Genomic DNA, 14,308 nt, shown 5'->3' on the forward strand with positions numbered 1-14,308 from the left:
AAGCTTCTCTCATGAACGCAGTGCTTGGCTCAGCGATATCTCAAGCTGTTTCATCCGGTAATATAATGTGCGCTTGGCAACCCCCAGCTCGACCGCAACCTTATCTACGCAGTGCTGGTGCCGGCGCAACGACTCTTCAATCATCGATTTTTCAATTTGCTGCATGCGCGCCTTCAGGTCGGTCTGGGTATCAGTACCGCTGTTGATGGGGGCTGAAAGGGGCGGCAAGCCCAGGACGAAGCGTTTGGCTGTCGACCGCAACTCGCGGATATTTCCGCGCCAGGGGTGGCACAGCAGTTGTTGCAGCAACGCTCCTGAAGGCGTCGGTGCGATGCATTTGAAGTGCTTCGCTTCTTGTTGGATCATTTTCAGGAACAAGGGGATGATGCGTTCACGTTGATCGCGTAGCGCAGGAAGCTGGATGTTGACGACACTCAGACGAAAATACAGGTCGCGCCTGAAAGCCCCTTGATCGACCATTTCGTATAGCGAGTGCTGGGCGGAGGCGATGACACGCATGTCCACCGGAATAAATCGCGTCGAGCCCAGGCGCTCCACCCCTCGCCCCTCCAGCACCCGCAGCAGTTTGGCCTGCAGGCTTAAAGGCATGCTGTCGATCTCGTCCAGGTACAGGGTGCCCATATGGGCGGCTTCGACAGAACCTGCCCGTGATTGCACCGCCCCCGTATAGGCACCGCTGTTGACCCCGAACAACTGGCTTTCCGCCAGGCTTTCGGGAATGGCGGCGCAGTTCAAGGCGATGAAGTTCCCCCGTCTTCCCGAGAGGCGATGAATTCGCTGCGCCAAGGTATCCTTGCCGGTGCCGGTTTCTCCCAACAGTAGAATGTCAATGTTGAGGGGGGCAGTGCTGCTCAACATACTGTCAATGCCATGGTCTTCAACGAGTGAAATGTCTGTTTCGTTTTCCAAAGAGTCGAAGGCCGACATTCAATGATTACTCCATTATCATTATTGCATCATTGCTGAAAGACGCTATAGAGGCTTAGTCAGTAAGCCGAAGTGTATAGGAGTTGTCATCAGGATTTCACGCAGCTAAGTGCTAACTTGGCGTAGGACAAGTTTCGTTGTGGGGAAGCTAGAGGATAATTCAATCGTAGATGGAGTTTTTAAATAGGACTTTTCTGAGTGTGTCCTGGATCAGACTTAATAATGCTTTTTAGATATGACCTAACAGGCACGCAATAAAAAGCCGATGCAATGCATCGGCTTTTTATTGCGGAAAAACAGCAGGAGACGGTTACACGTTGAAACGGAAGTGCATCACATCACCATCCTTGACGATATACTCCTTACCTTCCAAACGCCACTTACCCGCTTCCTTGGCCCCCGCTTCACCCTTGTACTGAATGAAGTCGTTGTAAGCGATCACCTCAGCACGGATAAAGCCTTTCTCGAAATCGGTGTGGATCACGCCAGCAGCCTGTGGCGCGGTAGCGCCGACCTTCACGGTCCAGGCGCGCACTTCTTCTACACCGGCAGTGAAGTAGGTCTGCAGGTGCAGCATTTCGTAACCGGCGCGGATCACGCGGTTCAGGCCAGGCTCTTCCAGGCCCAGGGCCTCGAGGAACATGTCTTTTTCTTCGCCATCGTCCAGCTCGGCGATTTCCGCTTCGATCTTGTTGCACACCGGTACAACGATCGCGCCTTCTTCGTCGGCGATGGCCTTGACCACGTCGAGCAGCGGATTGTTTTCGAAGCCGTCTTCAGCAACGTTGGCGATGTACATCACCGGCTTGGTGGTCAGCAGGTGGAAGCCCTTGATCACCGCTTTTTCGTCGGTGCTCATGTTCTTCATCAAGCTGCGCGCAGGCTTGCCTTCGGTGAAGTGAGCGATCAACTGCTCCAGCAGGCCTTTCTGGACTACTGCATCCTTGTCGCCGCCCTTGGCGTTACGCGCGACTTTCTGCAGTTGCTTCTCGCAGCTGTCGAGGTCGGCGAAGATCAGTTCCAGGTCGATGATCTCGATGTCGCGCTTGGGGTCGACGCTGTTGGAGACGTGAATCACGTTCTCGTCTTCAAAGCAGCGGACCACGTGGGCGATGGCATCGGTCTCACGGATGTTGGCGAGGAACTTGTTGCCCAGGCCTTCACCTTTCGAGGCACCGGCGACCAGGCCGGCGATGTCGACGAATTCCATGGTAGTCGGCAGGATGCGCTTGGGGTTCACGATGGCCGCCAACGCCGCCAGGCGCGGGTCAGGCATGGCCACGATGCCGCTGTTAGGCTCGATGGTGCAGAAGGGGAAGTTCTCCGCTGCAATACCGGACTTGGTCAGGGCGTTGAACAGGGTGGATTTGCCGACGTTGGGCAGGCCGACGATGCCGCAATTGAATCCCATGGTGTTTCCCCTCGGTAAAAGTCAGGCCTTCTGGCTGTGCAGGTTTTTCATCGCACGGTTCCATTCACCGGCGAAGATATCCGGCAGCACGCCGAGGGCAAAATCGATGCTGGCATCGAGTTTTTCCTGTTCGGCGCGTGGCGCACGACCCAGGACGAAATTTGAAACCATACTGGCAACGCCTGGGTGGCCAATGCCGAGCCGCAGACGGTAGAAATTATTCTGATTACCCAACTGCGCGATGATGTCGCGCAGACCATTGTGCCCGCCATGCCCGCCGCCCAACTTGAGTTTGGCAACGCCGGGTGGCAGGTCCAGTTCGTCATGGGCCACCAGGATCTCTTCGGGTTTGATCCGGAAAAATCCCGCAAGCGCCGCGACAGCCTGGCCGCTGCGGTTCATGTAGGTGGTGGGAATCAGCAGACGAACATCCTGACCCTGGTGCGAGAAGCGCCCGGTCAGGCCAAAATATTTGCGATCGGCCACAAGATTGATGCCTTGGGCGTGGGCGATACGCTCAACAAAAAGGGCCCCCGCGTTATGCCGGGTCTGTTCGTATTCGGCGCCTGGATTTCCCAGGCCAACGATCAGTTTTATGGCAGTCACGACAGGGGCCCTTCCTTTGGAGTTGTGGATAACATCGCCAGACTTGAGTGCGGCGAAAGTGGACAACATTACATCATTTACTCAAGAGTAAACGCCGCGTTATCGCCCGCTTTCTCGCTACGTTTCGGTCCGCGATGTTTCCTCAAGCTCCTTCGTTACAGAGCGTATTACTCTGCAGCGGGTTCTTCAGCTTCATCTTCAGCTACAACACGTGGCGCGTGGACGTTGGCAACAGCCTTGTCGTCGTTGTGAGCCAGTGCAACGAACTCAACGCCTTTAGGCGCCTTGAGGTCGGAGAGGTGAATGATGGTGCCGATTTCAGCGTTCGACAGGTCGACTTCGATGAACTCAGGCAGGTCTTTCGGCAGGCAGCTGACTTCGATCTCGGTGGTGGTGTGGGAAACCACGCCGCCTTTCTTGACCGGAGCTTCTTCACCCACAAAGTGCACAGGCACGATAGCGGTCAGTTTCTGGCCAGCTACAACGCGAACGAAGTCAGCGTGCATGATGAACTGCTTGGAAGGGTGACGCTGCATCGCTTTAACGATCACGTTCTGCTTGGCGCCATCGACGTTCAGTTCGATAACGTGGCTGTAGGCCGCTTCGTTTTCGAACAGCTTGGCGATTTCCTTGGCCAGAATGGTCACGGATTCAGCAGGCTTGTTGCCACCGTAGACAACGGCTGGGATGTTGGCGGCGTGACGCAGGCGGCGGCTCGCACCTTTCCCCAGGTCAGTACGCGCTTGGGCGTTCAGAGTAAAATCGTTCATGTTGTATCTCCAAAATAGCCATCATCGAGGGGCGTTTGCGACCAGCGCCGAACTCGATATGGGCAAAAAAGCCCCGCCCCAGCGGAATGCTGGGGCGGGGCGCTTTTCGTCAGTGGGTGGTCCGCAGGTCTGACCCTTAGCGGAACATCGCGCTGATCGATTCTTCGTTGCTGATGCGGCGAACCGCTTCGGCAACTACCGGTGCGATATCCAGTTGACGGATACGCGAACAGGCTTGAGCTGCAGCGGACAACGGGATGGTGTTAGTCACCACCAGTTCGTCCAGCATGGAGTTCTCGATGTTTTCGATCGCTCGGCCCGACAGCACAGGGTGTGTGCAGTAGGCGAAGACTTTTGCGGCACCGTGCTCTTTCAAGGCTTTCGCCGCATGGCACAGGGTGCCGGCGGTGTCGACCATGTCATCAACCAGAATACAGGTACGCCCTTCGACATCACCGATGATATGCATCACTTCAGAGTGATTGGCTTTCTCGCGGCGTTTGTCGATGATACCGAGGTCCACGCCCAGGGATTTGGCAACCGCTCGTGCACGCACGACGCCACCAATGTCCGGGGACACGATCATCAGGTTTTCAAAGCGCTGGTCTTCGATGTCATCCACCAGAACGGGGGAGCCGTAGATGTTATCTACTGGAATATCGAAGAATCCCTGGATCTGGTCAGCGTGCAGGTCAACCGTGAGCACACGGTCGATACCTACCACGGTCAGCATGTCAGCAACGACTTTCGCGCTGATGGCCACACGTGCGGAGCGCGGACGGCGATCCTGACGGGCATAACCAAAGTAAGGGATTACAGCTGTGATTCGAGTCGCTGAGGAGCGGCGGAAGGCATCAGCCATCACGACGAGTTCCATCAGGTTATCGTTGGTCGGAGCGCAGGTCGGCTGGATAATGAAGACGTCTTTACCGCGGACATTTTCATTGATCTCGGCTGTAATTTCGCCGTCGGAGAATTTACCGACAGAGATGTCACCGAGAGGGATATGCAGCTGACGTACGACACGTCGAGCCAGATCGGGGTTGGCATTCCCCGTAAAGACCATCATCTTGGACACGCGCAGTACCTAGAGGCTGAGGGTAACCTGGATGAGTATTAGAAAATGGCAGGGGCGGCTGGATTCGAACCAACGCATGGCAGGATCAAAACCTGCTGCCTTACCGCTTGGCGACGCCCCTGTATCTGTTGCAACGAGTGCCTAACACTCGATTCCTTTTAGAGCAGACTTTGCAGCTTGCGATGCAACATCGAAACGTTGCTTCCCTTTGCTACAAACCCTGTAAGGGTCTCTGTAAGAAGGGCCGAGACTTTATCAGCTTCAGCTTTGCTTGGGAAGCCCCCAAACACACAACTTCCAGTTCCGGTTAATTTTGCTTCGGTAAATTTACCTAACAAATTCAAAGCGTTACGTACCTCTGGATAACGCCTTGCTACAACCGGTAAGCAGTCATTTCGACTGTTTCCCTTGGGAACGGGGCGCACTTTAATGGGAGAAGAGTTACGTGTCAACAACGGATCTGAAAAAATTTCTGCTGTACTTACAGATACTTGCGGCACAAGCACGAGATACCACGGCTCCTCGGGGTCTACAGGGGTCAGTTTTTCCCCCACACCCTCAGCAAATGCGGCATGCCCACGCACGAAAACCGGGACGTCAGCACCTAGCGTGAGGCCCAGCGCAGCCAGGCGATCCTGGTCCCAGCCCAATTGCCACAAGTGGTTGAGCCCGAGCAATGTGGTCGCGGCGTTTGAGCTGCCCCCACCGATACCGCCGCCCATGGGCAGGACTTTATCGATCCAGATATCGATGCCGAGTGGGCAGCCGGATTGCTGCTGAAGATTTTTCGCCGCTTTCACGATCAGGTTGCTGTCGTGGGGCACGCCTGCGAATTCGGTGTGCAGCTTGATCGCGCCATCGTCGCGCACGGCGAAGGTCAGTTCATCGCCGTAGTCGAGAAATTGAAACAGCGTCTGCAACTCGTGGTAGCCGTCTTCACGACGGCCCAGGATATGCAGCATCAGATTGAGTTTGGCGGGGGAGGGCAGTGTGAGTTTTGCGACTGTCACGTTATTGCCCCAGCTTGCGCGGTTGCCAGTCCTTGATCACCAGCGTGACGTCAAGGTCGGTGCCGTGCAGCTTGATGCGCTCGGGTAGCCAGTAACCGTTCTGTTGCACGTAGCTCAGGTACTCGACCTGCCAGCCATCCTGCGCCAGGGAGGCCAGGCGACTGTCGCCATTGAGGCTCAAGCGGCTTTTGCTGTCCGGCGCCGGCAGGCCGCGCACCCACCACACCAGGTGCGAGACCGGCAGTTTCCAGCCGATCTGCTGCTCCAGCAGTTCTTCCGGGGAGCTCGCTTCGTAGCGGCCCTGGTTGGCCACCTCAAGGCTCACTTGTCCGGGTCGGCCGGTCAGGCGGGCCGCACCGCGACCCAGCGGGCCAGACAGGCGAATATCGTAGTAGTCCTGGCGCTGCAGCCAGAACAAGGTGCCGCTGCCGGAATCTTTCGGCGCGCGCACCCCGACCTTGCCTTCGATCTGCCAGCCGTCGATGCTGCTGAGCTGGTCCTTGTGCTGTTGCCATTGTGCCGGGTTGCCCTGGCCTTCAACGGATTCGCGGGAACCAACACCCGCGCAACCGGCGAGCAGGGCGATGAAACTGAAAACGATAACGTGGCGCAAAAACATAAGCTTATAAGGTCTCGGATCCGGTCAGGCGCTTGATGGTGCTGCGCAGGATAGGGCTTTCGGGTTGTTCCTTGAGGAATTTTTCCCAGATCTGTCGCGCTTCGCGTTGCTTGCCATTGGCCCACAACACTTCGCCCAGGTGAGCGGCGACTTCATGGTCGGGGAAGCGCTCCAGGGCCTGGCGCAGCAAGCGCTCGGCCTCGTCGAGGTTGCCCAGGCGATAATTGACCCAGCCCAGGCTGTCGAGCACGGCCGGGTCTTCCGGGTTGAGCTTGTGCGCCTGTTCGATCAGCGTCTTGGCTTCGGCGTAGCGCGTGGTGCGGTCGGACAAGGTATAACCCAAGGCGTTGAGGGCCATGGCGTTGTCCGGGTCGCGCTTGATGATCAGGCGCAGGTCTTTTTCCATCTGCGCCAGGTCATTGCGTTTTTCCGCCTGCATGGCGCGGGTGTAGAGCAGGTTCAGGTCGTCGGGGTATTGCAGCAACGCCTGTTGCAGCAATTTCCAGGCGCGTTCGCCCTGGTTGTTGGCCGACAAGGTTTCGGCCTGGATCAGGTACAGCTGGATCGCGTAGTCCGGTTCGGCATCGCGGGCGGCGGCCAGGCGTTTCTCCGCTTCGTCCGTGCGGCCGTTGCTCATCAGGATATCGGCCTGGCGCAACTGGGCCGGCAGGTAGTCATTGCCCGGGCCGACCTGGGCGTACTCAAGCAGAGCCGCCTGCGGGTCGTTGCGCTCTTCAGCGATGCGGCCCAGGTTCAGGTGCGCCGAGTCCACATGGCTTTCGCGTGCGACCAGCTCTTCCAGGTAGCCCTTGGCCTCGTCCCAGGCCTTGGCTTCCAGGCACACCAGCGCGAGGGAGTAGCGCAGTTCGTCGTCGTCCGGGTATTGCTGGACCAGGTTGGCAAACTGCACTTTGGCGTCTTCCATGCGGTCCTGCTCAACCAGCATCCGCGCGTAAGTCAGGCGCAGGCGCTTGTCGTCTGGATACTTCTTGATACTTTTTTCCAGCAGCGGAATCGCTTCCTTGCCGCGGTTGAGGTTCTGCAACAGGCGTGCGCGCAGCAGGATCGGTGCGATCTCACCCTCTTCCGGCGGGTTCTGCTCCAGCAGCTTGAGGGCGGCGTCGGCTTCATCATCCTGTTGCAGCAGCAGGGCTTTGCCGAAAATCAGCTGGCTGTTCTTCGGATGCTTTTGCAGCAGGCGGTCGAAACTCTTCATCAGGCCATTGCGCGTGTCCTGGTCGGTATCGGCAGCCGACAGTGCCAGGAAGTCGAAATGCGTGTCGCCCTTGCCCTGCAAGACTTTTTCCATATAGACCATGGAGTCGTCATAGCGCCCGGCGCGTGCCAGCTGCACGGCGGCCGCACGTTGAGCCTCCAGGTCGTCCGGGGCGTTTTTCGCCCAGATCAACGAGGCGTCCAGCGCGGCCTGGTCTGCACCCAGGTACTCCGCGATGCGGAACGCGCGCTCCGAGATACCGGGGTCCTGGGTATTGATGGCCTGGGTGACGTAGTTGTCCAGGGCAATATCGAAGCGATTACGCTGGCCGGCCAGTTCTGCGGTCAGCAGGCTGTAGACCGTTTCTTCGCTGAACGAGGAATAAACCTTGGGCTTTTCAGGGACGGGGGTGCTGTCTTCCACCGGCGGTGCAGCGTCCGGCGACACGGGTGCCATAGCCTGGCAGCCGCTGAGGAAGACAAAAGCAAGGAGCAACGCGGAAGATCTATTCATATAGGAAGAGGACGACTAACCTGCGGTCGGATCATCATGACACAAGCCTTCGGCCAAACATAACCGGGGCACTCGGAATACGACTATTGCTGCCTTTTGCCTTTCCTTTGTAGGAGCGAGCTTGCTCGCGAAAAACCTGAGAGCGGCGCTGAGCGCCAGGCTCCCCGCGTTATCGTTGACGTTTTTGGCGAGCATGCTCGCTCCTACAGTGTGCATTGATAGGCACAAGGTATAGGGACAATAGACGACGGTGGTTGTTCTGGATCTTTCGAAGTAGGACAATTGTCGGCTTCCCGACATCATCAGCGATAATGAATGGCCTTCCTCGCACTCGGTATTAACCACAAGACTGCCTCAGTAGACGTGCGCGAGCGCGTGGCGTTTACGCCGGAGCAGTTGGTTGAGGCCTTGCAGCAGCTCTGCCGGCTCACCGACAGTCGCGAAGCTGCGATCCTTTCGACCTGCAATCGCAGCGAGCTTTATATAGAGCAGGAGCATCTCTCGGCGGATGTCGTCCTGCGCTGGCTGGCCGATTATCACCATTTGGACCTCGACGACCTGCGCGCCAGCGCTTATGTGCATGAAGAGGATGCGGCCGTTCGTCACATGATGCGCGTGGCGGCCGGTCTCGACTCGCTGGTGTTGGGCGAGCCGCAGATTCTTGGCCAGATGAAGTCAGCCTATGCCGTAGCCCGCGAGGCCGGCACTGTCGGCCCGCTGCTGGGGCGTCTGTTCCAGGCCACGTTCAACTCCGCCAAGCAAGTGCGCACCGATACGGCCATCGGCGAGAACCCGGTGTCCGTGGCGTTTGCCGCCGTCAGCCTGGCCAAGCAGATTTTCAGCGACCTGCAGCGCAGCCAGGCGCTGCTGATCGGTGCTGGCGAAACCATTACTCTGGTCGCTCGTCACCTGCATGAGCTGGGGGTGAAGCGTATTGTGGTGGCCAACCGCACGCTTGAGCGCGCGAGCATCCTTGCCGAGCAGTTTGGCGCGCATGCCGTGCTGCTGTCGGACATCCCGGCTGAGCTGGTGCGCAGCGACATCGTCATCAGCTCCACCGCCAGCCAATTGCCGATCCTGGGCAAAGGCGCGGTCGAAAGCGCGTTGAAGCTGCGCAAGCACAAACCGATTTTTATGGTGGATATCGCCGTTCCCCGGGATATCGAGCCTGAAGTCGGCGAGTTGGACGACGTTTACCTCTATAGCGTCGACGATTTGCACGAAGTGGTCGCCGAAAACCTCAAGAGTCGCCAGGGTGCTGCCCAGGCCGCCGAGGAAATGGTCAGCATCGGCGCTGAGGATTTCATGGTGCGCCTGCGCGAGCTGGCGGCGGTGGATGTGCTCAAGGCGTATCGTCAGCAGGGCGAACGCCTGCGCGATGAGGAACTGATCAAGGCCCAGCGCCTGTTGGCCAATGGCAGCAGCGCCGAAGACGTGTTGATGCAGCTGGCCCGTGGCCTGACCAACAAGCTGCTCCACGCCCCCAGCGTACAATTGAAAAAGCTTACTGCCGAAGGCCGCCTCGATGCGCTGGCCATGGCCCAGGAACTCTTTGCCCTCGGTGAGGGCGCGTCAGATAGCTCTTCGGATAAAAAACTGCAATGAAAGCGTCACTGCTCAATAAACTGGATGTGCTCCAGGACCGTTTCGAAGAACTGACCGCCTTGCTCGGCGATGGCGAAGTCATCTCCGATCAAACCAAATTCCGCGCCTATTCCAAGGAATACGCCGACGTTGAACCGGTCGTGACCACCTACAAAAACCTGCTGAAAGTGCAGGCCGACCTTGAGGGCGCCCAGGCGCTGCTCAAGGACAATGACCCGGACATGCGCGAAATGGCCGTGGAAGAAGTGCGCGAGGCCAAGGAAAAACTCGCTGAACTGGAAGGCGACCTGCAACGGATGTTGCTGCCCAAAGACCCTAACGATGGGCGCAACGTGTTCCTCGAAATCCGTGCCGGCACCGGCGGCGACGAGGCGGCGATCTTCTCCGGCGACCTGTTTCGCATGTACTCGCGTTATGCCGAGCGGCGCGGCTGGCGTGTGGAAATCCTGTCCGAGAACGAAGGTGAGCACGGCGGCTATAAAGAAGTCATCGCGCGGGTCGAAGGCGACAACGTCTACGGCAAGCTCAAGTTCGAGTCCGGCGCGCACCGTGTGCAGCGCGTCCCGGCGACGGAGTCCCAAGGCCGTATCCATACGTCGGCCTGTACCGTGGCAGTGTTGCCCGAGCCGGACGAGCAGGAAGCGATCGAGATCAACCCGGCGGACTTGCGCGTCGACACCTACCGCTCATCGGGCGCGGGCGGCCAGCACGTCAACAAGACCGACTCGGCGATCCGTATCACCCACTTGCCGTCGGGCATCGTGGTGGAATGCCAGGAAGAGCGTTCCCAGCACAAGAACCGCGCGCGGGCGATGTCCTGGCTGTCGGCCAAGCTGAATGACCAGCAGACCAGCGCCGCCGCCAATGCAATTGCCAGCGAGCGCAAGTTGCTGGTGGGTTCGGGCGACCGCTCCGAACGCATCCGCACCTACAACTTTGCCCAGGGCCGGGTCACCGACCATCGGGTCAACCTCACCCTGTATTCCCTGGATGAAATCCTTGCCGGTGGCGTTGACGCGGTGATCGAGCCGCTGCTCGCCGAATACCAGGCCGATCAATTGGCGGCGATAGGTGAGTAAATGACCATTATTGCCAGCCTGTTGCGCGCCGCCGACCTGCCCGACTCGCCCACCGCGCGCCTGGATGCCGAATTGCTGCTGGCCGCTGCCCTGGGCAAGTCCCGCAGCTATTTGCACACCTGGCCGGAAAAGATCGTCAGCAGCGAGCACGCCCTGACCTTTGCCGACTACCTGCAGCGCCGTCGTGGTGGTGAACCGGTGGCCTATATCCTCGGCCAGCAAGGCTTCTGGAAGCTGGACCTGGAAGTCGCCCCCCACACGCTGATCCCGCGTCCGGATACGGAGCTGCTGGTGGAAGCCGCCCTGGAACTGTTGCCGGCCATTCCCGCCAAGGTCCTGGACCTGGGCACCGGCAGCGGTGCCATTGCCCTGGCCCTGGCCAGTGAGCGTCCGATGTGGCAGGTCACGGCCGTCGACCGCGTACTGGAGGCTGTGGCCCTGGCCGAGCGCAACCGCCAGCGGCTGCATCTCAATAATGCGGTGGTGCTCAACAGCCATTGGTTCGGCGCGCTGCAAGGCCGTACCTATGACCTGATCATCAGCAACCCGCCGTATATCGCCGCCAACGACCCGCACCTGGCCGCGGGCGATGTGCGTTTCGAGCCGGCCAGCGCACTGGTGGCCGGCCATGACGGGCTGGACGACCTGCGCCTGATCATCCGACAGGCTCCGGCCTACTTGAATGCCGGTGGCCGTCTGTTGCTGGAACATGGCTACGACCAGGCCTTGGCCGTGCGTGACCTGTTGCTCGGTGAGGGCTTTGAACAGGTGCACAGCCGTATCGACCTCGGCGGCCACGAACGCATCACCCTGGGACGCCGCTCGTGCTGAGTGACCACGAGCTGTTGCGCTACAGCCGACAGATTCTGTTGCAGCAGGTCGACATCGACGGCCAGTTGCGCCTGAAAAACAGCCGCGCGTTGATCGTCGGCCTGGGAGGGCTGGGGGCGCCGGTCGCGCTGTACCTGGCCGCCGCTGGGGTCGGCGAGTTGCATCTGGCGGATTTCGACAGCGTCGATCTGACCAACCTGCAACGCCAGATTATCCATGACACCGACAGCGTCGGGCAGACCAAGGTTGATTCGGCCATGCGTCGGCTGGGCGCCATCAATCCCGAAGTCACACTGATCGCCCACCGCGCCGCGCTGGATGTCGACTCGTTGGCGGCGGCGGTTGCGGCGGTGGACGTGGTACTCGATTGCAGCGACAACTTTTCCACCCGCGAAGCGGTCAATGCCGCGTGTGTTGTCGCCGGCAAACCGTTGGTCAGTGGCGCGGCGATTCGCCTTGAAGGGCAGTTGTCGGTCTTCGACCCACGGCGCCCCGAAAGCCCGTGCTACCACTGCTTGTACGGGCACGGCAGTGACACCGAACTGAGCTGCAGCGAAGCCGGCGTCATCGGCCCGCTGGTGGGGCTGGTCGGCAGCCTGCAAGCGTTGGAAGCCTTGAAACTGCTGGCCGGGTTTGGTGAGCCGCTGGTGGGGCGCTTGTTGCTGATCGATGCGTTGACTACGCGGTTGCGTGAGCTGCGCGTCAAGCGTGACCCGGGTTGCAGCGTGTGCGGGACGCACCATGCTTAAGGACGCGCCCGTCGGTGTGTTCGATTCCGGGGTCGGCGGCCTGTCGGTACTGGACGAAATCCAACGGTTACTGCCCCATGAGTCACTGTTGTACGTGGCCGATTGCGGGCACATCCCCTATGGCGAGAAAACCCCGGCCTTCATCCGCGAGCGCTCGCGCCTGGTCGCCGAGTTTTTTCGCGGGCAGGGCGCCAAGGCGTTCGTGATTGCGTGCAACACTGCGACGGTTGCCGCCGTTGCCGATTTGCGCCAGGACTACCCCGGTTGGCCCTTGGTCGGCATGGAGCCTGCGGTAAAACCGGCGGCCGCCGCGACGCGCAGTGGCGTGGTCGGCGTGCTGGCCACCACCGGCACCCTGCAAAGCGCCAAGTTCGCCGCCTTGCTCGACCGCTTCGCCACTGACGTGCGGGTGATTACCCAGCCATGTCCGGGCCTGGTGGAGCTGATTGAAACCGGCGACCTGAACAGCCCGGCCCTGCGCCAGTTATTGCAGGGCTATATCGAACCGCTGCTCAGCGCCGGCTGCGACACCATCATCCTCGGCTGCACCCACTATCCCTTCCTCAAGCCACTGCTGGCGCAGATGCTGCCCGCGAGCATCATCCTGATCGACACCGGTGCCGCCGTCGCGCGCCAGCTCAAGCGTCTACTGGGCGAGCGGGACTTGCTGGCCGGCGGCGCACCCCTGACTGCGCAGTTCTGGACCAGCGGCGATGTGTATCACCTCAGAAATATCCTACCAACACTTTGGAAATATCCCGGAGTTGTGCGAAGCTTCGCCTCGTGAAAATTTCGTGAAATCTCGCTGAACTTCTGGCTCTATGCTGGCTTCTATTACGAGATGGCCTGTAAATAATCAATAACTTCGTTCGCAAAGGTAGTTTCTATGAAGCGCTTGTTCTGTATGGCTGCTATTGCGGCTGTGATGGTGGGACACTCTATTACCACCCAGGCCGCCGGCCTGGAGTTCGGGCTGGGCAGCACCAGCGATTCAACGCTGACCTACCGTCTGGGCCTGACCTCCGATTGGGACAAAAGCTGGATGCAGAGCAATGTCGGTCGCCTGACGGGCTACTGGAGCGGCGCTTATACGTATTGGGAAGGTGATGACCGTGCAGGCGCCAGCAGCCTGTCGTTCTCGCCCGTGTTTGTGTATGAGTTTGCCGGGGAATCGGTCAAGCCATACATCGAGGCCGGGATCGGGGTGGCGTTGTTCTCCCGCACCAAGCTGGAAGATAACAACATCGGCCAGTCCTTTCAGTTCGAAGACCGCCTGGGTTTCGGCCTGCGGTTTGCCGGCGGGCATGAAGTGGGTATTCGTGCCACGCATTATTCCAACGCCGGGATCAGCAGCAATAACGATGGGGTAGAGAGCTACGCGCTGCACTACACCATGCCGCTGTAAAGGAACACTGAAAAACCAATGTGGGAGGGGGCTTGCCCCCGATGGCAGAGTGTCAGTCAATAGATGTACAACTGACCCACCGCTATCGGGGGCAAGCCCCCTCCCACATTTGGATCTGTACTCATTTGAATATCAACGGTAGACCGTGGCAATCCCTGCACGCTCTTCAAGGCACTCCGGCGCCCCCATCTCGAATTCCCGGCATATCAACGGCCTGAGCTCATAGATCGTGCACATCATCGTGTCCCGGTCCAACGCCGCACACCAGCCATCATCCAGGCGCAGCATCACTTCGCCGCCCCAGTCATCGGTGTCGATATAGCGCTGCGGCACGCCGGTGTCGGTGATCAGCATGACTTCCAGCTGGCAGCAGCAGGCCGCGCACGTCGAGCAGGTGACGGCGGGTTCGGTGATCTGGATGTGAGGGATGTGGGTCATAGGGCGGCAGCTTCAAGCTTTAAGCGGCAA

The 14,308-nt window shown here is 59.4% G+C and carries 15 protein-coding genes, 1 tRNA gene and 1 pseudogene; 6 read left to right on the forward strand and 11 right to left on the reverse strand.

Going from position 1 to position 14,308, the window contains the following annotated elements; all coding sequences use genetic code 11:
• Positions 1-9: 9 nt before the first annotated feature.
• The 10 genes and pseudogenes from PspCFBP13528_RS03685 to PspCFBP13528_RS27750 form a co-directional block, all read right to left on the reverse strand.
• Positions 10-948: a sigma 54-interacting transcriptional regulator gene (locus tag PspCFBP13528_RS03685; protein WP_137199663.1), complete on the reverse strand. Its 939-nt coding sequence runs from the start codon at positions 946-948 to the stop codon at positions 10-12.
• Positions 949-1,258: 310 nt separating this feature from the next.
• On the reverse strand, positions 1,259-2,359 hold the full coding sequence (gene ychF / locus PspCFBP13528_RS03690; protein WP_057725888.1) for a redox-regulated ATPase YchF: 1,101 nt from the start codon (positions 2,357-2,359) through the stop codon (positions 1,259-1,261).
• Positions 2,360-2,380: 21 nt separating this feature from the next.
• Positions 2,381-2,965, reverse strand: a complete 585-nt coding sequence (gene pth / locus PspCFBP13528_RS03695; protein WP_003188350.1) for an aminoacyl-tRNA hydrolase — start codon at positions 2,963-2,965, stop codon at positions 2,381-2,383.
• A 167-nt stretch (positions 2,966-3,132) separates the two neighbouring features.
• The gene (locus PspCFBP13528_RS03700) at positions 3,133-3,735 is read right to left on the reverse strand and encodes a 50S ribosomal protein L25/general stress protein Ctc (RefSeq protein ID WP_065888041.1); all 603 of its coding nucleotides are present in this window, start codon (positions 3,733-3,735) and stop codon (positions 3,133-3,135) included.
• Between the two features lie 136 nt (positions 3,736-3,871).
• Positions 3,872-4,813 carry a ribose-phosphate pyrophosphokinase gene (locus PspCFBP13528_RS03705; RefSeq protein ID WP_003208392.1) on the reverse strand — a complete coding sequence of 314 codons (942 nt, stop codon included), beginning with the start codon at positions 4,811-4,813 and terminating at the stop codon, positions 3,872-3,874.
• Between the two features lie 46 nt (positions 4,814-4,859).
• A tRNA-Gln gene (locus PspCFBP13528_RS03710) sits at positions 4,860-4,934 on the reverse strand.
• A 37-nt stretch (positions 4,935-4,971) separates the two neighbouring features.
• Positions 4,972-5,775: a 4-(cytidine 5'-diphospho)-2-C-methyl-D-erythritol kinase gene (gene ispE, locus PspCFBP13528_RS03715; protein WP_241669067.1), complete on the reverse strand. Its 804-nt coding sequence runs from the start codon at positions 5,773-5,775 to the stop codon at positions 4,972-4,974.
• 49 nt (positions 5,776-5,824) lie between these two features.
• Positions 5,825-6,442 (reverse strand): lipoprotein insertase outer membrane protein LolB, encoded by a 618-nt coding sequence (lolB, locus tag PspCFBP13528_RS03720; protein WP_065950602.1) that lies wholly within the window; start codon positions 6,440-6,442, stop codon positions 5,825-5,827.
• 4 nt (positions 6,443-6,446) lie between these two features.
• On the reverse strand, positions 6,447-8,171 hold the full coding sequence (locus PspCFBP13528_RS03725) for a tetratricopeptide repeat protein (protein ID WP_101218175.1): 1,725 nt from the start codon (positions 8,169-8,171) through the stop codon (positions 6,447-6,449).
• Positions 8,172-8,279: 108 nt separating this feature from the next.
• A pseudogene (locus PspCFBP13528_RS27750) lies at positions 8,280-8,366 on the reverse strand (outer membrane lipoprotein carrier protein LolA); the annotation flags it as partial.
• Positions 8,367-8,486: 120 nt separating this feature from the next.
• Between PspCFBP13528_RS27750 and hemA the strand changes: the two are divergent.
• The 6 genes from hemA to PspCFBP13528_RS03760 all read left to right on the forward strand — a co-directional run bounded on the left by hemA (position 8,487) and on the right by PspCFBP13528_RS03760 (position 13,840).
• Positions 8,487-9,776 (forward strand): glutamyl-tRNA reductase, encoded by a 1,290-nt coding sequence (gene hemA, locus PspCFBP13528_RS03735; protein WP_065950604.1) that lies wholly within the window; start codon positions 8,487-8,489, stop codon positions 9,774-9,776.
• Entirely contained in the window at positions 9,773-10,855 is a 1,083-nt protein-coding gene (gene prfA, locus PspCFBP13528_RS03740) for a peptide chain release factor 1 (protein ID WP_065950605.1), read from the forward strand. Before hemA ends, prfA begins: the two co-directional genes overlap by 4 nt.
• Positions 10,856-11,686, forward strand: a complete 831-nt coding sequence (gene prmC / locus PspCFBP13528_RS03745) for a peptide chain release factor N(5)-glutamine methyltransferase (protein WP_137199664.1) — start codon at positions 10,856-10,858, stop codon at positions 11,684-11,686. It abuts the gene before it with no gap.
• Positions 11,680-12,435, forward strand: a complete 756-nt coding sequence (locus PspCFBP13528_RS03750) for a molybdopterin-synthase adenylyltransferase MoeB (protein ID WP_137199665.1) — start codon at positions 11,680-11,682, stop codon at positions 12,433-12,435. Before prmC ends, PspCFBP13528_RS03750 begins: the two co-directional genes overlap by 7 nt.
• Entirely contained in the window at positions 12,428-13,222 is a 795-nt protein-coding gene (gene murI / locus PspCFBP13528_RS03755) for a glutamate racemase (RefSeq protein ID WP_065950608.1), read from the forward strand. Before PspCFBP13528_RS03750 ends, murI begins: the two co-directional genes overlap by 8 nt.
• Before the next feature lie 99 nt (positions 13,223-13,321).
• Complete coding sequence (locus PspCFBP13528_RS03760) at positions 13,322-13,840, forward strand: acyloxyacyl hydrolase (protein ID WP_065888032.1); 519 nt, start codon at positions 13,322-13,324, stop codon at positions 13,838-13,840.
• A 132-nt stretch (positions 13,841-13,972) separates the two neighbouring features.
• Here PspCFBP13528_RS03760 and PspCFBP13528_RS03765 read toward each other — a convergent pair whose 3' ends face one another.
• Positions 13,973-14,278 carry a YkgJ family cysteine cluster protein gene (locus tag PspCFBP13528_RS03765; protein WP_065950609.1) on the reverse strand — a complete coding sequence of 102 codons (306 nt, stop codon included), beginning with the start codon at positions 14,276-14,278 and terminating at the stop codon, positions 13,973-13,975.
• Positions 14,279-14,308: the final 30 nt, after the last annotated feature.

The sequence above is a fragment of the Pseudomonas sp. CFBP13528 genome (assembly GCF_005233615.1).
Classification (GTDB): Bacteria; Pseudomonadota; Gammaproteobacteria; order Pseudomonadales; family Pseudomonadaceae; genus Aquipseudomonas; species Aquipseudomonas fluorescens_AM.